This window comes from Thermosipho melanesiensis BI429, from assembly GCF_000016905.1.
GTDB classification, from domain to species: domain Bacteria; phylum Thermotogota; class Thermotogae; order Thermotogales; family Fervidobacteriaceae; genus Thermosipho; species Thermosipho melanesiensis.
Genome location: NC_009616.1, coordinates 1,266,577 through 1,287,181, shown reverse-complemented (window position 1 = coordinate 1,287,181; position 20,605 = coordinate 1,266,577). Strand labels below are relative to the sequence as shown.

General features: G+C 31.7%; 20 protein-coding genes and 1 other RNA gene. 14 read left to right on the top strand and 7 right to left on the bottom strand.

Annotation, left to right across the window (positions count from 1 at the left end):
* Window positions 1-36: 36 nt before the first annotated feature.
* Genes TMEL_RS06575 through TMEL_RS06555 form a run of 5 tightly spaced genes read right to left on the bottom strand, consistent with a single transcriptional unit; the run spans window position 37 to window position 5,595 of the window.
* Window positions 37-1,188 (bottom strand): hypothetical protein, encoded by a 1,152-nt coding sequence (locus tag TMEL_RS06575; RefSeq protein ID WP_012057485.1) that lies wholly within the window; start codon window positions 1,186-1,188, stop codon window positions 37-39.
* The gene (locus TMEL_RS06570; protein ID WP_012057484.1) at window positions 1,178-2,869 is read right to left on the bottom strand and encodes a GspE/PulE family protein; all 1,692 of its coding nucleotides are present in this window, start codon (window positions 2,867-2,869) and stop codon (window positions 1,178-1,180) included. The genes TMEL_RS06575 and TMEL_RS06570 overlap by 11 nt, the downstream gene beginning before the upstream one ends.
* Window positions 2,862-3,956 (bottom strand): cell division protein FtsZ, encoded by a 1,095-nt coding sequence (gene ftsZ / locus TMEL_RS06565; protein ID WP_012057483.1) that lies wholly within the window; start codon window positions 3,954-3,956, stop codon window positions 2,862-2,864. The genes TMEL_RS06570 and ftsZ overlap by 8 nt, the downstream gene beginning before the upstream one ends.
* 2 nt (window positions 3,957-3,958) lie before the next feature.
* On the bottom strand, window positions 3,959-5,221 hold the full coding sequence (gene ftsA / locus TMEL_RS06560) for a cell division protein FtsA (protein ID WP_012057482.1): 1,263 nt from the start codon (window positions 5,219-5,221) through the stop codon (window positions 3,959-3,961).
* Window positions 5,222-5,226: 5 nt separating this feature from the next.
* Entirely contained in the window at window positions 5,227-5,595 is a 369-nt protein-coding gene (locus tag TMEL_RS06555; RefSeq protein WP_238375205.1) for a DUF4894 domain-containing protein, read from the bottom strand.
* Window positions 5,596-5,746: 151 nt separating this feature from the next.
* Between TMEL_RS06555 and rnpB the strand changes: the two genes are divergently transcribed.
* From rnpB to TMEL_RS06490, 14 genes are all read left to right on the top strand, one after another.
* Window positions 5,747-6,068, top strand: an RNA gene (rnpB, locus tag TMEL_RS10020) — RNase P RNA component class A.
* 41 nt (window positions 6,069-6,109) lie between these two features.
* The gene (gene fba, locus TMEL_RS06550; protein WP_012057480.1) at window positions 6,110-7,045 is read left to right on the top strand and encodes a class II fructose-1,6-bisphosphate aldolase; all 936 of its coding nucleotides are present in this window, start codon (window positions 6,110-6,112) and stop codon (window positions 7,043-7,045) included.
* Window positions 7,046-7,067: 22 nt separating this feature from the next.
* Window positions 7,068-8,288 (top strand): acetate kinase, encoded by a 1,221-nt coding sequence (gene ackA / locus TMEL_RS06545; RefSeq protein WP_012057479.1) that lies wholly within the window; start codon window positions 7,068-7,070, stop codon window positions 8,286-8,288.
* Between the two features lie 39 nt (window positions 8,289-8,327).
* Window positions 8,328-9,017 (top strand): FliH/SctL family protein, encoded by a 690-nt coding sequence (locus TMEL_RS06540; RefSeq protein WP_012057478.1) that lies wholly within the window; start codon window positions 8,328-8,330, stop codon window positions 9,015-9,017.
* Entirely contained in the window at window positions 9,010-10,314 is a 1,305-nt protein-coding gene (fliI, locus tag TMEL_RS06535; RefSeq protein ID WP_012057477.1) for a flagellar protein export ATPase FliI, read from the top strand. The genes TMEL_RS06540 and fliI overlap by 8 nt, the downstream gene beginning before the upstream one ends.
* Before the next feature lie 11 nt (window positions 10,315-10,325).
* On the top strand, window positions 10,326-11,645 hold the full coding sequence (locus TMEL_RS06530) for a hypothetical protein (RefSeq protein WP_012057476.1): 1,320 nt from the start codon (window positions 10,326-10,328) through the stop codon (window positions 11,643-11,645).
* Window positions 11,646-11,657: 12 nt separating this feature from the next.
* Window positions 11,658-12,371 carry a hypothetical protein gene (locus tag TMEL_RS06525; RefSeq protein ID WP_012057475.1) on the top strand — a complete coding sequence of 238 codons (714 nt, stop codon included), beginning with the start codon at window positions 11,658-11,660 and terminating at the stop codon, window positions 12,369-12,371.
* A 93-nt stretch (window positions 12,372-12,464) separates the two neighbouring features.
* Entirely contained in the window at window positions 12,465-13,463 is a 999-nt protein-coding gene (gap, locus tag TMEL_RS06520) for a type I glyceraldehyde-3-phosphate dehydrogenase (protein ID WP_012057474.1), read from the top strand.
* A 67-nt stretch (window positions 13,464-13,530) separates the two neighbouring features.
* On the top strand, window positions 13,531-14,739 hold the full coding sequence (locus TMEL_RS06515) for a phosphoglycerate kinase (protein ID WP_012057473.1): 1,209 nt from the start codon (window positions 13,531-13,533) through the stop codon (window positions 14,737-14,739).
* 2 nt (window positions 14,740-14,741) lie between these two features.
* Window positions 14,742-15,482 (top strand): triose-phosphate isomerase, encoded by a 741-nt coding sequence (gene tpiA / locus TMEL_RS06510; RefSeq protein WP_372236603.1) that lies wholly within the window; start codon window positions 14,742-14,744, stop codon window positions 15,480-15,482.
* 50 nt (window positions 15,483-15,532) lie between these two features.
* Window positions 15,533-16,126: a response regulator gene (locus TMEL_RS06505; protein ID WP_012057471.1), complete on the top strand. Its 594-nt coding sequence runs from the start codon at window positions 15,533-15,535 to the stop codon at window positions 16,124-16,126.
* The gene (locus TMEL_RS06500) at window positions 16,110-16,535 is read left to right on the top strand and encodes a potassium channel family protein (RefSeq protein WP_012057470.1); all 426 of its coding nucleotides are present in this window, start codon (window positions 16,110-16,112) and stop codon (window positions 16,533-16,535) included. The genes TMEL_RS06505 and TMEL_RS06500 overlap by 17 nt, the downstream gene beginning before the upstream one ends.
* Window positions 16,532-17,191 carry a potassium channel family protein gene (locus tag TMEL_RS06495; RefSeq protein ID WP_012057469.1) on the top strand — a complete coding sequence of 220 codons (660 nt, stop codon included), beginning with the start codon at window positions 16,532-16,534 and terminating at the stop codon, window positions 17,189-17,191. Before TMEL_RS06500 ends, TMEL_RS06495 begins: the two co-directional genes overlap by 4 nt.
* 1 nt (window position 17,192) lies before the next feature.
* Complete coding sequence (locus TMEL_RS06490; RefSeq protein WP_012057468.1) at window positions 17,193-18,674, top strand: TrkH family potassium uptake protein; 1,482 nt, start codon at window positions 17,193-17,195, stop codon at window positions 18,672-18,674.
* A gap of 435 nt (window positions 18,675-19,109) precedes the next feature.
* Here the strand turns inward: TMEL_RS06490 and TMEL_RS06485 are convergent, their stop codons facing one another.
* Window positions 19,110-20,228: a MalY/PatB family protein gene (locus TMEL_RS06485; RefSeq protein ID WP_012057467.1), complete on the bottom strand. Its 1,119-nt coding sequence runs from the start codon at window positions 20,226-20,228 to the stop codon at window positions 19,110-19,112.
* Window positions 20,228-20,590 (bottom strand): 6-carboxytetrahydropterin synthase QueD, encoded by a 363-nt coding sequence (gene queD, locus TMEL_RS06480; protein WP_012057466.1) that lies wholly within the window; start codon window positions 20,588-20,590, stop codon window positions 20,228-20,230. The genes TMEL_RS06485 and queD overlap by 1 nt, the downstream gene beginning before the upstream one ends.
* Between the last annotated feature and the right edge of the window lie 15 nt (window positions 20,591-20,605).

Here is a 20,605-nt window from a genome sequence, read left to right as displayed (position 1 = left end):
GCATTTTTATTTTTTCCTTTGAAATATTATATCACATCATTCAATATTTATCGTTAAAACTTTTGATATTTCCTTGCCAGATACAATTCTAAAAATTATTGTATATTTTCCTTTTTCTCTAAAGGTAAGTGGTAACTCTACAAGATTTATTGCACCGTACTTGTTTAATAAAACTTTCACGTTTCTTGTCTCATAAGAGTAATTTTGCTCAGGTATTAATATGTTAACCTTATCTATTACTAAATATTTTTCCCTGTTTTCTAAATTACTTACTTCAAAGATAAAATTTATCGGGGAATTGACTTTTAAATATTCATTTGAATATATTCTTAAACTTAATCCTTCTAAGTTCTTTTCAGGTTTATCTATTACGACTATTTCCTTTGAAATAGTCTCCAATCTATTGTTGTAATATACATTACATTTTACATTATATATCCCAGCTTTATCTATAATAAATGGCTTTGAGGATTCTAAAAAAAGCTTTTCTCCACTAAAAAGCTTGTAATTTTCCGACAATACATCTTTAAACATCTTATCATTAAAATTCCACTCTATCGAGTTTATATTTAAAATAACCGATGTTGAAGTTTTGTTCTCAAACATAAGTTGCGGATAAATCTCTTCCTCAACTAAATAAAATGGATCTATCTTTAACTCTTTTAAAACTTCTTCTTTTATTTCGAAGGTATCTTCTACATTTATTTTGTTCCCATTAAGATTCAGTTCTACAATAATATTATATATTCCTTTTTTTAAAGTTTTTACTGCTGTTTCCCTTCTTAGATCAAAAACAAGCACACTTGAAAGTTTTCCAACTCTAGAATTTACAGTAGAATCATAGTAAAAATTATATACTGGTACATTGTTTTCATCGACTATCTTAAAACGAAAGTTATTTATAACAAAACTTCTTTCACCATTTCTTGTATTTATCAGATAAACTTTTGCATCAATATATTCATCGGAGTAAAACTCCTGTTTGTGTTTTATAACAATCTGAAAACCATCTACCAAATTCTTAGAAGAAACGTTAATGTTCTTAAATAGGAAAAAAATCACCAAAACAACTATAATATTGACAAAAAGAATGTAAACGCTTCTTCTTCTGTAATTTTGTATTTCCTCTTTTAACTTTTTCTCTTTTTCCTCAATCTTTTTCCTATACTCTTCATTATTATTCTTCATACATCCCACCTGTAACTCTGATTACTTCCTCAAGGGTAGTTTCACCACTTAAAACTTTGTAAAGGCCATCTTCAAACAAAGTTCTCATTCCACCCTTTTTTGCAGCATTTGTTATTTCAGAAAGTGATGCTCTTTTATTTATTAAAGTTCTTAATTCATCATCGACAATTAACACTTCATTTATAGCAGTTCTTCCTTTATATCCCGTATTATTACATGCATCACAACCAACTGCTATCTTTTGATTTAATTGCATATCAGGAAAAACTTTTTGTGCAAAAGCTCCATACTCTGGATCAAGCGCAACCTCTTTTGCACAATTATTACATACTTTTCTTACAAGTCGCTGCCCTATAACTCCAATTAATGAGGAACTAATGAGACTAGGATCAACTCCCATATTGAGCAATCTGTCAACTGCTCCCGCAGCTGTGTTTGTGTGAAGAGTTGATAACACCAAATGCCCCGTTAAAGATGCTTCAACTGCCAAATTAGCGGTTTCTCTATCTCTAATTTCTCCAACCATTATAATATCAGGATCTTGCCTTAAAAAAGCCCTTAAATATTTTGCAAAAGTTAAACCAATCTCTGGATTTACCTGACATTGCGTAACGCCTTCTATTGTATATTCCACTGGATCTTCCGCTGTTACAATATTTACCGATTCATTATTCAAAGAGTTAATTATCCCAACTAAAGTAGTACTTTTTCCACTACCAGTAGGTCCTGTAACCAAGATAATTCCATACGGATGACTAATTAACCTTTTTATTCTTTCAAAGTTATAACTACTATATCCCAATTCCTCCAATTTTTTATTGGATTGTGACACTTTTAAAATCCTCATTACTACTTTCTCCCCATTAACAGATGGCATAGTAGAAACCCTAAAATCATATTGCTCTCCTCTAACATTCATAAAAAACTTTCCGTCCTGTGGTATTCTTCTTTCCGTAATATCCAATTTTGATAATATCTTTATTCTTGCAACCACTGAATTATGACTATTTTTCGGATATTCAGTAATTTTTCTCAAAACTCCATCAATTCTATATCTTACAACAACATTCTTTCTTTCCCTGGGTTCAATGTGTATATCACTTGCATCAAGTTCTATAGCATGTGTAAGCAAGTTATTTACCAATCTTACAATTGGCGTATCTTCATTCTCAATTTCCTCTAAGTTTTCTTGGGGCTCTTCCTGTTCTTCTACTAGAACATCTGAAACCTCAAACTCTACTGTTCTTTCAGAAGAAACATCCATCATAACTTCTTCAAATATATCAGGAGCAACAAGGTAAATCTCTATATCTTTCCCAAATAAAAATTTTAATCTTCTCTTTATCAATGAAACATTGTATACATTATCTGTAATAACCACTATCTTGTCATTTTCCATTCTTATTGGGATTGCTCTAAGTTCTTCCATAAGTTCCCTTTTCATATTTAAATTTAACGTAGGATCTACCCTTGGCTTTTCTTCAAAAAATGGCACTTCATATTGTTCAGCTAAAGCTTTAATTATTTGACTCCAAGTACAAAAACCAAGTTCCACCAAAACTTCTCCTATAGGTTTTCTCGTCTTTTTTTGAATCTGCAATGCATATTCAAGATCATCATTTGAAATTATTCCTTTTTCAATTAAAATATCTCCCAATCTTTTATATCTCTTTTCAAGCATTTTTTTCTTCATCTCCTTCTTCGGCAACATCGTATTCCTTAACATTATTCATTCCCATTAACTCCAGCCCAAATTTATACAAAGCAGGTATATCATCTTGTGCATACAAAAAGTCTTCTTCTCTTTCAAGACCTGTAGCAATTAATGTTACAATTAACTCATCCTCCGGAAGTGCTGGATCAACGTTAACTCCTAGTTTTAAATCAGCATCTTCACTACATGTTTGCCTTATTATAACAGCAGCTTCTTGCATTTCCTGCAATTTAAATGTACTTGGTGCTGTAATGTTCAAAATAATAGAATTTGCATTCTCAATAGGATGTTCAACTAACTTACTTTCAAGAGCTTTTCTTGCAGCAATAGTTGCTTTATCTTTACCTTTACCCACACCAATACCAAGCATCGCAGCACCTGCATCTTTCATCACTGATTTAATATCTGCAAAATCTAGATTTATAACTCCACGTTTGGTAATTAATTCTGATATACCTTTTATTCCATGATATAACGTCTCATCTGCCTTTTTAAATGCATCAAGAAAAGTAATATCCGCAGGAAACTCTTCCAATAATTTATTATTACTTATTTTAATTAGCGTATCAACATTTTTATGTAATTTCTTAATACCTTCCATGGCGGCATTCCATCTTGGAGAACCTTCAAAAAAGAAAGGTGTTGTAACAACAGCAACAGTCAAAATCCCAAGACCTTTGGCAACTTCTGCAATCACCGGTGTTGCACCTGTACCAGTCCCTCCACCAAACCCAGCTGTAATAAACAACATATCAGTTCCTCTTAAAATCTCTTCTAGTTTTTTTCTATCTTCCAAAGCCGCTTCTTCACCAACTTTTGGATTCCCACCTGCCCCCAAACCTTTGGTTAACTTTTCTCCAATTTGTACAACTTCATCCGCTTTACTCACTTCTAGAACTTGCGCATCAGTATTCACCGCAATAAATTTTACTTTATCTATGCCTGATTCAACCATTCTATTTACTGCATTACACCCTGCTCCTCCAACACCTACCACTTTTATTATTGGCATCTTTTTGGAAAAGCTATCTTCCTTTCTCACATTGAATACCATATTTATTCCCCCTTAAACAATTTTCTAAGAATTTCACCAAATCCAAACGAATTTTTTCTAGACTTTTTCTGGAAAATTTCAATATTTTCTTTCTTTTCATATTGAAGAATGTTTCCAAATACTGCTGCAAATTGAGGATCGGTTAAAATTTGTTCATTTTCTTCTATTTGAAATTCTTCAATATTCACAAAAGAACCAACCCTGACAGAACTCTTCAAAACATCTGAGGCAACATCTGTAATTTTTAAAATTTTCGCACCGCCTCCTGTTAAAACTATTCCACCAGGAATTCCCAAATCTCTAAATTCACTGTAATCAAATATTACATTCCTATAAACTTTCCTCACATTCAAAAAGATTTCTCTTAATCTAGCATATATTATCCTAGCTAGAAGCTCTCTACTCGTTTCCAAAGTAGTCCTATTATCAAGCGCTTTATATTCTATTATCCCAGGCTCAATATTTCTATAATCTGCTACTCCATAAATCTTCAACAATCTTTCCGCTTCATTTACCGATGTTTTTAAAACCTTTGCAATATCAAACACAACATGTTTTATGGATTTAGATAATCTTTCAAATCTTATTGGAGCATTATTCAAAAATACGGTAACTACAGTGGTATGATAACCTAAATCAACATGAACAACACCACTATCTTTTTCAGAACTTGTTAAAACAGCTTCAGAAGCTGAAACTGGCGATATAAAATATTCTGCTTCTCCTATGGTTTTCCTTGTTGCATAATCAACACTACTCCTATGAACACTATCTCCTATAATAAATGAATATGCCCCTTCCAACCTTCGTGCATTCATACTAACAGGGTTAAAAACAATTTTATTTCCATCAAGGATATATTTCTTTATATATGAATGATACACACTATTGCTATCACCAAGAACCGTCTTTAAAACATTTTCCCTTAGTTCCTCTACGTGTTTTTCGTTAACAGTAACAGCGTTATCTCCCTCAACTAATATTAATTCTTCAATAATTTCTTGAAATTTAAAATTTCCGATACTTGAAGAGATTAAGAAATTATCTTTTAAATTTTTCCCAACTTGTTCTTCTAAATTTTCTATTAAATTTTCCATAGATTCATTAAGTGCATTAGCATCCTTTATATCCCCAGATTCTATTCCCTTAGCTTTTATTGTTGAATAAGCCACAACTTCTTTACCCTCATTTGTATCATTAACTACAACTCCTTTTATACTATGATTTCCAATATCTATTGAAGTAATGGGTTCCCATCTAGACATAGATTTCACCTCACCTTTACTAACTTGTCATTTGAAAAAAAATAAATCTTGTTAGGTTCAATATATTTATACACTATTTTCAGCTTTTCAAAATACATTTGAAAATCAAAATATTCATTAAAAAATACTTTAGAATTGTTATTTAAAACCATGTAATTTTCAACAAAATTTATCTCAAAAATAAAATTAGGAACTTTTATCGGTATTTTTTTCAAAAATTTTTCATTAATTGTCCCACTAAAAAAATCAACATAATCCTCAGGTATTACAAAAACAGGCAATGTAACAATAACATTATAATCATCCACCACATCAATAATTTTACCATTTTCAGAAACTATCCACAAATTACCCTCATATGGTAAAATAAACATAGGAGGATAATCAATATTTTTTTTATGAATTTTTTGGTTATTAGTGAAAAAAGAGATAAATATAATAAAAAAAGTTATAATCCATAAAAACACAATTTTTCTGTCAAACATCACTGATATTTTAACATAACTTTATTTTTTCTCATAACATTGAGTGGAGCGAGGAGGCGCGGCTAAAGCCGAGGAAAGTCCGGACTCCAGGGGCAAGGTACCGGATAACGTCCGGAGGGAGTGATCCCTGGATAGGGCCATAGAAAAGAAAACCACCTTAATGGTAAGGGTGGAACGGTGAGGTAAGAGCTCACCAGGTATGGAGTAATCCATACGCTTGGTAACCCCTACCTGGAGCAAGGTCAAGCAGAGCTTGGGTGGCCCGCCCTATAGCTCGGGTAGACCGCTTGAGGAATTTGGTAACAAATTCCCCAGATAGATGCCTCCAAAAACAGAATCCGGCTTACTGCTCCACTCGATTAAAAAAATAACTACTTATATAGATTAAAGGAGGTTGAATAATATGTACGTAAACACCAAAGAAATTTTGGAAGATGCAAGTAAAAAATACTACGCAGTTCCCGCATTCAACATCAACAACTTAGAATTTTTAATGGCAATTCTTCAAGGCGCCGTCGAGAAAAAGGCTCCTATTATAATCGAAACCAGTGAAGGAGCTATTAAGTATGCTGGAAATGGTAATCCCTTAAGAGGGGCAAGATTTTTTGCAGAAACCGTTAAAAATTATGCAGAAAGCCTAGATATTCCAGTTGCATTACATCTTGACCACGGTAAAAACCTCGAATATATAGCAGCTGCAATTAAAGCTGGATATTCATCCGTCATGATAGATGCTTCACACGAAGAATTTGAAAAAAACCTAGAAATAACAAAAGAAGTTGTTAAATGGGCACATGCTGCAGGTGTTTCTGTTGAAGCAGAGCTTGGCCAATTAGCAGGCATTGAAGATAATGTAGTAGCAAAAGAAAATGTTCTAGTAGACCCTCAACAAGCAAAAATTTTTGTTGAAGAAACTAATGTGGACTTTCTCGCTCCAGCTATTGGAACAAGTCACGGTGCATTTAAATTTAAAGGAGAAGCAAAGCTCGACTTTGAAAGACTTAAAAGAGTAAAAGAATTAACAAAAATTCCTTTGGTATTACACGGGGCTTCAAGTGTACCAACAAAATTTGTTGAACTTGCAGAAAAATACGGAGCAAATTTAGGCGGAGCAAAAGGTGTACCACAAGAAGACATCAAAAAATGCGTGGAATTAGGTATAAATAAAGTAAATACTGATACAGACCTAAGAATTGCATTCCTTGCCGGACTTAGAAAACACCTTTCTGAAAACGAAAAAGAATTCGATCCGCGAAAATATTTCAAAGAAGGTATGGAGTTCGTAAAAGAAGTAGTCATGGAAAGGTTAGAATTCCTGAACACCGCTGGTAAAGCTTAAAAAACAAAAAGGAGGAATCAAGATGATTGTTCTTGTTGTAAACAGTGGAAGTTCTTCTATTAAGTATCAACTTTTGGATATGGATAACGAAAAAGTTCTATGTAAAGGGTTGGCTGAAAGAATAGGCATTCCTGGAAGTAGAATTGTTCACAAAAAAGCCGGAGAAAAATTCATAGTAGAAAAACCTATGCCAAATCACGATGAAGCTTTGAAAATTGTTTTGGAAGTTTTAAAAGATGAAAAACTAGGCGCAATAAAAGACTTTAAAGAAATTGATGCAGTTGGACACAGAGTTGTACACGGTGGAGAAAAATTTTCTGGTTCTGTCCTAATTGATGATGAAGTAATTAAAGCAATTGAAGAATTTTCCTATCTTGCACCACTACACAATCCACCAAATTTAATGGGAATAAAAGCAATTATGAAATTACTACCTGGTGTTCCAAATATTGGAGTTTTTGACACCGCATTCCACGCAAAGATGCCTGAAAAAGCATACCTCTACGCTATTCCATACGAATTTTATGAAAAATATAAAATTAGAAGATATGGTTTTCATGGAACAAGTCATAGATACGTTTCAAAAAGAACAGCTGAAATACTTGGATTAGATTACAATAAAGCAAAAATTGTAACAGTTCACCTTGGAAATGGAGCATCAATTGCGGCTGTAAAAAATGGAAAAAGCGTTGATACATCAATGGGATTCACTCCTTTAGAAGGGTTAGTAATGGGAACACGTTCAGGAGATCTCGATCCTTCTATTGTGACATTTTTAATGGAAAAAGAAGGACTAAGTGCAGAAGAAGTATACACAATCCTAAACAAAAAAAGCGGTGTCTTAGGACTCTCTAAAAACTTTAGTTCTGATATGAGAGATATTGAAGATAAAGCACTTGAAAATGATCCTCTATGCAGGTTAGTTCTCGACATTTATGAATATAGAATAGCAAAATATATAGGAGCATATGCTGCAGCAATGAATGGTGTTGATGCAATCTCATTTACTGCTGGTGTAGGTGAAAATTCCCCAATTACTCGTGAAGAAATTTGTGTAAACTATTTAAGCTTTCTAGGAATAAAAATAGATAAAGAAAAAAATAATGTAAAAGGTGAAGAAAGGATTATATCAACTCCAGATTCTAAAGTTAAAGTTTTAGTTGTTCCAACAAACGAAGAACTTATGATTGCAAGAGATACAAAAGAAATTATAGAAAAAGGTTTAAAACAACTTGAGTATTAATAGGCTGGCTTGTCCAGCCTTTTATTAGAGGTGTTTAGTATGATAATAAAAAAAAGATATGTATATATAGATACCCCACAAACAATTAACGAAAAAAAAATTGAAAAATCATCTGAAAATAACTTAAAAATTTTAGAAGAACAAAAAAGAATAATCGAAGAAGCCAAAAGAAAGGCAGATGAAATAATTAATCAGGCAAAACAAAAAGCAAGTGAAATTATTGAAATTGCTAAACAAAAGTCTGAAAATATAAAAAAAGAAGCGATAAAGGAAAAAGAAGAATTAATAACAACCCAGAAACAAAGTATAGAAAACATGGTAAAAACCTTAAATGAAAGAATAAACTTTTTAGCAAAAAAATTTGAAGAAACTATAGATAAAACAACTAAAAAAATTGAAAACGATTTGTTGGAAATCACAAAAATAATAGTTACAAAACTTCTAGAAAAAGAAATAGATGAAGAAACTACAAAAAGAAAATTAAATAAAATACTAACTCATATCATTGGAATGAAAAAAATAAAACTATATATTAATCCCGATGATTTAAAACTTCTAGATGAAGATATTTTATCAAACTTAAGGAATAAAGGAATTGAAATAATAGAAGATTCAAATGTTCAATATGGTGTTGTAGCTGAAACAGAAATGGGAAATATAAACACGGATTTAAAATTTCAAATGAAATTAATAAATGAAATCATAGATGAGGTTTTAAAAAATGGATAGACTGGAATTGTTAAAAAAAAGATTATCCGAGTACAATCCTTATCAAAAAATAGGGGCAGTCAGTAAAATAGTGGGACTCACAATAGAATCAAAAGGTCCAGATGCCTTTTTGGGAGAACTTTGTAAGATAATCACAGAATACAAAAAGTCATACGCAGAAGTAGTAGGGTTTAACGAAAATGGCGTTATATTAATGCCATTAGAAGATATTTCTGGTTTAAAAAAAGGGTGTCAAGTAATAAAAACCAACCAATATGTAAGTATACCTGTATCCGAAGAACTCTTGGGTAGGGTAGTTGATGCTCTCGGAAGGCCTCTAGATGGTAAGAAAATTCTTTCTAAAGAAAAAATTCCAATAGTTCGAGAAGCACCAAATCCGCTCATTAGAAAAAGAATAACGACGCCTATTTCAGTTGGAATAAGGGCAATTGATGGTTTTCTAACTCTTGGATACGGTCAAAGAATTGGTATTTTTGCTGGTAGTGGTGTGGGAAAAAGTACGCTACTTGGTATGATAGCTAGAAATACTTCTGCCGATATAAACGTAATTTCTCTAATTGGTGAAAGAGGAAGAGAAGTTAGGGAATTTATAGAAAAAGACTTAAAAAAAGAAGGATTAAAACGTTCAATTGTCGTTGTTTCTACATCCGACCAACCTGCCTTACTTAGAGTAAAAGCACTTTTAACAGCAACATCGATAGCAGAATATTTCAGAGATAAGGGATACAACGTGTTGTTGATGGTAGATTCTTTAACCAGATGGGCTATGGCACAAAGGGAAGTGGGACTTGCAACCGGTGAACCGCCAACAACAAGAGGTTATCCACCAAGTGTTTTTGCTGGATTACCAAAAATATTAGAAAGAGCTGGAAATTCTGACAAAGGAAGTATAACAGGTATTTACACTGTTCTTGTAGAAGCCGATGACTTTAATGAGCCTATTTCAGATACGGTTAGAGGAATAGTAGACGGTCATATAATCCTTTCGAGAAAACTTGCAGAATCAGCACATTATCCTGCAATTGACGTATTAATGAGTGTGAGTAGATTAATGAACGACATTGTAACAAAAGAACATAAAATTTCCGCTATGAAACTTAAAGACTTAATAGCAACATATTACGATGCAAAGGATTTAATCGATGTTGGTGCATATAAAAAAGGAACAAATCCAAAAATAGATAAATCCATTGAATTAATTGATGAAATAAATAAATTTCTAAAACAATCAATAGATGAAAGCATGAGTTTTGATGATACAGTACAATACTTAATTTCAATAGCCAAAAAAATATAGGAGGAATTAAGATGAAAAAAATATTTATCTTTGCAATTACCATTTTACCACTTATCATATTTTCAGTGAATTTTTCGATATTTTATGAAAATACCATATTCAACGGCACTAAATATTTTTCAAACACATTTATTCCAAAGATTTCATATACATCGGATAATTTCAAATTCATAGCATCCATGAAATTTTCAAATGACGGAAAATACCCTCCATTTTACAATGAATTTTATAAAGACTACTATATAAAATTCCAAGATGCTGGAATAATACTCTCTTTAGAAAATATAGAAGTTAAAATGGGAAATTTTAAGAATTACGATATAATCAATTCACCTTATTCTTTGTTTATATCTTCCCTAGGCCATTCTAAACCAATTATTTCAATAAAATACGAAGATCAAAAATTTTTATATGAATCAAGGTATATGCTTTCTTCTTACAAAGCAAACGAAACAATTAACAAAGGAATAAACCTCAAATATTACGCAATTAAATTAAATAACTTTACATTTGGCTTTGAAGAAACCGCAGTATATGTAAACAGAATCTTCGATTTTGAATATCTATCAAATCCACTCCCAAATTTTTTTATTCAATACTACAGAGTAAATAACCTCTATGGAAATATCTTTAACGATAATAGTCTAATGGGCTTTTTTGGTAACTACAAAGGAGAAAAATATACAATCTTTGGACAAATATTAATTGATGATTTTAACGCAAATAGATTTTTTAACCCGCAAAACGATACTGTAGATAAAATGGCTTGGTCTTTTGGAACCGTTTTTCAATACAACAAATTAAAAATAAAGCTTTTTCACGCAGGAGCCACAAAATATACATTTCAACCATCAAGCATAGCTACCTCAAGTAATGCTTTTTATTATGGATATACTTACTATAATACACTCGAAATAAATGGATATCCCATTAGCTATGAAGATACATATGTGGGCTATAAATATGGTGAAAACAATATTGCTTTTATGGTGGCTGCAGAATATAATGGTAATATTAAATTTAACACCGCCGTCGAATTGGTTGTGTCAGGAACAAAATCCCCTATAAATCCTTGGACAGATAAAGATACCTTTGAACCAAACTTTAACCTATTAAACGAAAGTAAACTGGAAAAATGTGTGTTTTTTTATTTAAATATAGTAAAAAATTTTGATATAATTACTTTGGGAATAAGGTCAAAATTTGGAAAAATATTTAATGTCCTTGAAAAAGTAATACCAGATGATGCAAATAAGTTGCCGTATTTTTCTCCTTCCGATAAGGACAAAAATATAATTGAAATTAGTGCTTTTTTCGAATTAAGTTTGTAAGGAGGAAAAAAGATGAAAAAATTCCTTTTTCTATTATTAATTCTAACAACTGTTTCCTTTTCTGAGACAATTGTACTAAAGGATGGAAGTCAAATAAAAGGAGAAATTCAAACTGTTAATTCAAACATAATAAGCATAAAATCAATAGTAGGACAAATTGTCTCATACACTGATTTGGTAAAAGAAATTTATTTTGATGAAACAGCAACACCAATTGTTGGTATATGGATAGAACCTAACGAAAATGAATGGATTAACATTCCAGGCAAATTAACTAAATTTGATGGAAACTCTGGAACTGTATTATTACCAGATAACGGTACTTTTGTTTTTTCAAGTAGAAATGCAATTAAGTACTCAAACTTTGCCGAAACGGAAAAACCATTAGCAAACAAACAAACAACATCTATAATTCCAGGGAAAACAGATAAATTAAAAATAACATTAAAAAACAATGGAACATTTAGTGCTAACTTTTCGTCCAGACTTGGAGATGTAATTACTTTCACAGTTGAAAGAGGAATTATATCCATTCCAACAAATTTAATAAAATTGGTCGTCTATCCAGAAAATACAAAGTATTCAACTGTTTTTATTTTAAAAGATGGGGCAAAAATCTATTCAAAAATACTTAAGTTTGAGTCAAATAGCTTTTTGATAGAAACAGCTATAGGAGTAATGTTTATTAGAACAGATAATATTCACACTATAGAGTTTTTATACTAATTGTAACAAAATCTTTATCAAATTTGATGAATGATTGTTAAAAAAAGATAGTAAAATTTTTCACGAAGGACCATGATAAAAGGAGGGAAAAACATGAGAATAGCCATTAACGGTTTTGGAAGAATTGGAAGATTAGTACTTAGGGAACTCATACGCCGCAATAGTGACATTGACATTGTTGCAATTAACGATTTGACTGATGCAAAAACATTAGCCCATCTTTTCAAATATGATTCCGTTCACAAAATTTTACCTAACGAAATCAAAGCAACTGAAAATTCCATTATAATCGACGGAAAAGAAATTAAAATATTCGCAGAAAAAGACCCAGAAAATCTCCCATGGAAAGACCTAAATATTGACGTAGTTGTTGAGTCAACCGGTGTTTTCAGAAACAGAGAAGGAGCAGAAAAACATCTTAAGGCCGGTGCCAAAAAAGTTGTAATTACTGCTCCTGCAAAAGGTGAAGATATAACAATAGTTCTAGGTTGCAACGAAGAACAACTAAAACCAGAGCACAAAATAATATCTTGTGCATCATGTACAACAAACTCAATAGCATCCATTGCAAAAGTGATTAACGATGAATTTAAAATAATAACAGGTCATTTAATAACCGTTCACTCATATACAAATGACCAAAGAATCCTTGACCTTCCACATAAGGATTTGAGAAGAGCAAGGGCTGCAGCTGTAAATATAATACCAACAACAACGGGTGCTGCGAAAGCTGTCGCATTGGTTGTCCCAGAATTGAAAGGAAAATTAGATGGTATGGCAATAAGGGTGCCAACTCCAGACGGTTCTTTAACAAATCTAAGTGTAATTGTTGAAAAAGCAACTACAGCTGAAGAAGTAAACGAAGTAGTAAAGAAAGCAACTGAAGGAAGACTAAAAGGAATAATAGGTTACAACACAGAACCAATTGTAAGTGGTGACATTGTGGGAACAACATATGCCGGAATCTTTGATGCCACACTTACGAAAGTTATGAATGGTAACTTAGTAAACATCTTCTCCTGGTATGATAATGAATATGGTTACACATGCAGAGTTGTAGATACTCTTGAACTTGTCGAAAAGATGTTATAACATTTCATAAATAAAAAAAATTAATGGGGGCTTTTTTGCCCCCATTATTAAAAAGGAGGGAAATTACATGGAAAAATTAACGATTAGAGACATAGATATAAAAAATAAAAAGGTTATCATGAGAGTTGATTTTAACGTGCCATTAAAAGATGGAAAAATTACAGATGATACAAGAATTGTTGAAGCTCTCCCTACTATAAAATACGCAATTGAAAATAATGCTGTTGTAATACTTCTCTCTCACTTAGGAAGGCCAAAAGGTGAAAGAAAACCTGAATTTTCATTAAAACCAGTTTCCGAAAGATTAAGTGAACTTTTAGGTAAACAAGTTACATTTGTCCCAGAACTATATGGTGAAGAAGTTAAAATGGCCATTGACAATGCAAAACCTGGAGATGTAATTCTTTTAGAAAATACGAGGTTTGATAAGGGAGAAACAAAAAACGATCCTGAACTTGCAAAAAAATGGGCCGATCTTGCAGACATTCACGTAAACGATGCATTCGGTACAGCTCATAGAGCTCATGCAAGTAATGTAGGAATATCCCAATACATCCCCAGTGTAGCTGGGTTTTTAATGGAAAAAGAAATAAAATTTCTTTCAAAAGCCACTTTAAATCCTGAAAAACCATATGTTGTTATATTAGGTGGGGCAAAGGTTTCCGACAAGATAGGAGTAATTACAAATTTACTAAATAAAGCAGATAAAATACTTATTGGTGGTGCTATGATGTTTACATTTCTAAAAGCACTTGGTAAAAATGTTGGTTCATCATTAGTAGAAGAAGACAAGTTAGACCTTGCAAAGAGAATATTAGAAGAAGCAAAGGAAAAAGGCGTGGAGTTTGTTCTTCCAGTAGATGCAGTATGTGCTCAAAAAATTGAAAGTGGTGTTGAAACAAAAACATTTAGAATTAATGATGGCATACCAGAAGGTTGGATGGGACTTGATATAGGGCCAGAATCAATCAAACTTTTCAAAGAAAAAATATCCGGGGCAAAAACCATAGTTTGGAATGGACCTATGGGTGTATTTGAAATAGAAGACTTTGAAACTGGAACAAAAGAAGTAGCTATTTCAATAGCCGCTGAAACTGAAAAGGGTGCAACTACAGTTATCGGTGGTGGAGATAGTGCAGCAGCAATTGCAAAATTCAATCTAAAAAATAAAGTTTCACACGTATCAACAGGTGGAGGTGCTTCACTAGAATTTCTTGAAGGAAAAGAATTGCCAGGTATTGCATCAATAGCAAGTAAAAAAAAAATAGAAAATTAATTTTGGCTGGAAACTGGAAAATGCACAAAACACCAACCGAAGCTGCACATTTTGCTTCCATTTTGTTAAACGGTTTTGTCGAAGCAAAAGACTTTGAAATAATAGTTGCACCACCTTTTATTTCAATACCTTCTGTATATGAAATTCTAAAGGACTCAAAAATTAAAGTTGCCGCACAAAATATGTACTTTGAAGATGAAGGCGCATTCACTGGCGAGATATCTTGGAAGATGCTTAAAGATGTGGGTGTTGAATATGTAATAATAGGTCATAGTGAAAGAAGAAATATTTTCAATGAATCAGATGAAATGATAAACAAAAAAGTACTTAAAGCTCTTGAAGTAGGGTTAAAACCTATCTTTTGCATAGGAGAAAAACTAGAAGAAAGAGAAAGTTCACTAACTTTTGCAGTAATAGAAACTCAAATAAGAAAAGGATTAAAGGACGTAAAAGATATTGAAAAAGTAATAATTGCTTATGAGCCTGTATGGGCAATTGGTACGGGAAAAGTTGCAACATCACATCAAGCTCAAGAAGTACACAAATTCATACGAAAGCTAATTTCGGAAATGTATAGTCCAGAAGCCGCTGAAAATATTAGAATACTATACGGTGGAAGTATTAAACCAAATAACCTCTTCAATCTCATAATACAACCAGATATAGATGGAGGATTGGTAGGTGGAGCTAGTTTAAAAGAAAGTTTCATTGAGCTTGGCAAAATAATGAACATGGTGATATAATAGTAGCTAGGGGATTTTCCCCTAGCTTTTTTCTTTTAGGAGGGACTCTAATGAAAAAAATTCTTGTAATTGATGATGAAAGAAATGTAAGGATGCTAATAGAAAAATTTTTGGAAGACTATGAAGTGGATTCATTAGTTAGCGCAGAAGAAGCTCTTAAGAAAATTTTAGAAAATAACACAAAATATGATCTAATAATTACAGACCTAAAATTGCCAGGAAAATCAGGGCTTGAGTTAATTAGAGAACTAAGAAAAAATGTTTACAATTGTCCTATTTTAGTTGTATCAGCATATGTAAAACCTGAAATACTTTCCGAAATGTTCAAATACGAAAACGTTGACTTTCTTTCAAAACCTTTCACGAAAGATGAACTACAAACCAAAGTCAAAGAACTTCTTGAAGAAGAAAAAGAATCATTTGATAAATCACTGAGAATAGCAAACAAATATCTAGAAACAGGAGATTTAAACAAAGCTGAAAAAATGATAAAACAAATGTTTGCAATTGCCCCTTCATCACCTATACCCCACTATTTGATGTACGAATTGTTAAAAAAAAGAGGAAATGCAACACTTGCTGAAAAACATCTAAAAGCTGCAAAAGCCTTAGATGAGGTGGAAAATAATGAGAAAGATAAATGAGCTTTATTTGGTAGTAATAGGCTGTGGAAAAGTTGGTGGAAACGTTGCTAGTATCGCATCATCCATAGGGCATAGTGTAGTAGTAATAGATAAAGAAGAAAACTCGTTTGAAAATCTTTCGCCTGATTTTACGGGTTTTACAATTGTAGGGGATGCTACTGAAAAAGAAGTTTTGGAAAATGCAAAAGTTAATAAAGCCGATTATGTACTTGTATTAACACAAGACGATAATACAAATTTCCTAATATCACTAATGTGTAAATATTACTTTGGAGCAAAACGAATAATAACCCGTGTTTATGATCCGGACAACACGACTTTATTCCAAGAATTTGACATAGAAGTAATTTCTCCTACTTTATTAATAATTGGCGAACTAAAACAAATACTGGTTGGTGATTTAAAATGAAAGTGGTCATAATAGGCGGAGAGAAAATAGCATATTTTTTGGCAAAGTCATTCTCGAGTAAAGGCTACAAAACATATCTAGTTAATAAAGATCAAAAACTTTGTGAGGATTTTGCAAGAGACCTCAAAGCAGTGGTTATACACGGTGATGCAACTAAAAAGAAATTGTTAGAACAGCTTGATATAGAAGAAGAAGATATCATAGTTGTTCTTACAAACAAAGATAAAGAAAACTTAATAATAACACAATTTGCAAAAAAAATTTTTGGTGTAAAAAATATAGTAACTCTTGTAAATAACCCTGATAATATAGAATTATTTGAAAAACTTGGAATAACAGCTGTTGTTAGTACAACAACTATGCTTCAAAAGGCTGTTGAAAACCTATTATTTGGAAAGGAGCTAGAAGAATTTTTGGCTATAGAAGAAGGCAAATTATCATTTCTAAAAGTTGATATACCAGAAAATTCACAAGCTATTGGAAAATTCTTAAAAAATTTAAACCTTCCGCATGAGTGTGTAGTCGGAGGCATTTTAAGAAAAGGGGAAGTTATAATTCCGCATGGAAACACCCAAATAAAAGCAGGAGATAGATTGTATATAGTCAGTCTTCCTACAGCTCAAACAGAAATATTAAAAATATTAACGGAGGAATAAAATGCCTAAGAAAAAAGAACAATACAAAGTCATAATACACAATCTTGGATTAATTCTAATGTATTATACTTTATTACTTTTGTTTCCAACATTTTTAGTATTTTTCTATCCAAATGAAGCAAAAAATGCTTTTGCTTTTATATTCGCAGCTATCCTTTCCTTTATAATAGGATACTTTCTTTTTAAGCTTTCCAACATAAAATCATCTCAGACGGTAACCGTGAGAGAAGGAGCAGTTATTGTACTTTTTACGTGGTTATCGGTTGTCCTAATAGGTGCTATTCCTTTTATGATTATTGAACATTTGACATTTTCTCAAGCAGTTTTTGAATCAACCAGCGGATTTACTACAACAGGTCTTACCATGTTTACAGACGTAACAACTGTTTCAAAATTAATCCTCGTATGGAGAAGTTTTATGCAATTTATTGGTGGAGCAGGGTTTGCACTTATAATGATGGGCTCAGTTATAGGACCAAAAGGCTTTGGCTTATATCATGCAGAAGGAAGAGTAGACAACATAGCCCCAAACATTAAAAGATCCGCAAGAATTATATCATTTATATACGTAACTTACGCAATTATTGGTACAATTTTATTAGATGTTTTTGGCATGCCACTTTTTGATGCTTTTAATCATTCTTTAACTGCACTTGCAACTGGTGGATTTTCCGTTAGAAATGGCAGCATTGGAGAATACAATAACCTCTCTTTGGAAATCATAGTTATAATATTAATGTTTTTAGGCGGTACAGGTTTTGGAGTTCATTATACACTTTGGAAAGGTAATTTTAAAGCTTTTATAAAAAATGGAGAGCCTTGGCTTATGCTTTCCACTGTGTTTATAACCTCAACATTAATAAGTATTAACGGTATTGGTAAAATATTTAATAATTTCTCGGATGGTTTTAGGCAAGCAATATTTCAAACTTCTTCGGCAATCACTGGTACGGGTTTTTCAACTGTAGATCTCACAAATCCTATATGGATAAGCTTTGGCCTTGCTATGTTTATATTAACTTCGCTAATGATAGCCGGTGGTGGTATGGATTCCACAGCGGGTGGGTTAAAACAATACAGAATTTGGATCACTATAAAAGTTGTTTTACATTCTATAAAAGAATTTTTACTTCCATCAAAAAGCGTAACAAAAATATTTGCATGGAAAGGACAAAATAAAAATACCATTACAAATGATGATGTTAAGGAAATATTTTTGATATTCTCCATGTATCTCTTTACCTTCTTTTTAGGTAGTATTATATTATCTGCATATGGTTATGATCTTACAAGTTCTATGTTTGAATTTGCATCTGCTATGAACGGTGTAGGGTTATCTGTGGGAATAACAAAACCTACTATGCCACTTGGTGCAATGTGGACTTTAACCGTTGCCATGTTCACTGGAAGATTGGAATTTCTTGTAATTATATATGCAATTGCTAAACTTATCAACGATCTAAAAGAAAAAATAAAAAAATAATTCATTCATCCCTTATTTGAATTTTCAAATGTATTATTTTATCCCCTATTACATAAAATTTTTTACTTTCGCTCTTTCTTTACCATCTCTTTTATAATTTTTAGTTATAACTTCTCATATAATTTTCCACAAGAACTTATTTTATAAAAACATTATCAAAAAATCGCTCTAAAAGCTTGTATATAAACTTACACTTAGTAAAACTAAAACATTAGATTATCAATAATCGTTTTAGCACCAAATCTTGTAGGTCCTTGGCACTTTTAGAATTAAGTGCCATGTTTTAGAGCAATTTTTTAAAATAAAAATTATTAAAATCTTTTTAAAATGGGGTAAAAGCCAAACAGTTGTCAACTGAAAAAGCACATAACAAAGGCTTAAACATACATACCAAAAAATTTTAACAAAAACAAATAACCCCTGTAAAAGGCATGGTTAAAAAGTTATAGATTTAATCCTTTTTAGTGCTTCATTTAATATCTCTCTTGAAGTAGCTATGTTCATACGAAGAAATCCTTCACCACCTGGTCCAAAATCTTTACCATCGTTTAACCAAACACCTGCATTTAAAACTCTATTATACGCATCATCAAATTTTCTAAAATCAAGCCACATAAGAAAAGTACCTTCTGGAACACTAACTTTTATATTAAGTTCTTTTTCCAAAAATTCTTTTACCAACAAAACATTTTGATAAAGATAATCTAATAATTTCTCCAACCACTGTCTTCCATAATTATATGCAACTTCAGTAGCTACTATAGCAAAAATATTTGACAATCCTAAATGTTGTGAATTGATAATCTTCTCAAACCTTTCCCTTAAGCATTTATTAGGTATAATTGCATTTCCAGATTGCAAACCAGCAATATTAAAACTTTTATTTGGAGAAGTTAAAACAATTGAATTTTTGAAAAATTTTTCATTTACGCCCAAAAAAACATTATGCTTTCTCTTATAGACAATATCCGCATGTATTTCATCAGATACTACAATTATGTTATTTCTCAAACAAATTTCTCCTAATCTTTTCAATTCTTCTTCTTTCCAAACTCTTCCCACCGGATTATGAGGACTGCATAAAATCAACATTTTTACATCTTTATCTATTTTATTTTCTAAATCTTCAAAATCCATTTTATAATAACCATCACTTTCAATTAGTTTATTATATATTAGACGTCTACCTAACTCTACAACAACTTCATGAAAAGGTCTATAAACTGGCGGTTGTATTATTATTTTATCGCCTGGTAAAGTAAAAGCTTGAATGGCAAAAGATATACCTGGTACAACACCAGGAATTGGTACTATCCATTCTCTTTTTATATCGAAAGCATGATAATTTCTAAACCAATTAATTATAGCCTCATAATAACTTTTTGGTCTAAATGTGTAACCATATACCCCATGATTTACCCTACTTTTAATTGCTTCTTTTATTTCTTCTGATACTTCAAAGTCCATATCTGCAACCCACAATGGTAACACATTAGGTTTTAAATCCCATTTAAAAGAATTTGTTCCTTTTCTATTCGGCACATTATTAAACACTAGTAACTCCCCCTTAAAGTAACATAAGAAGTAGGAGTTTCATAAAGTTTTATTTCATACAAAAAATATCTCTCGGTGTTTAATTTTTCCTTAAGCCTTTCCCAAATCCATTCTGCTATATTTTCAGCACTTGGTTGCTCAATTATCTCGTTTATATACGAGTGATCTAAAATGTTCAATACGTTTTCTTTAACAATCTTCTTTAATTCTAAAAAGTCGATAACCATACCTTCTTCATCTTTTTTTCCTGCAACAGTTACTAATAACTTATACGTATGTCCATGGAGTTTCTCACATTTTCCATGATATTTTATCAAATTATGTGCTGCATCGAAAGTAAATTCTTTTGTTACAAATATCAATTTTCTCACCCCTTA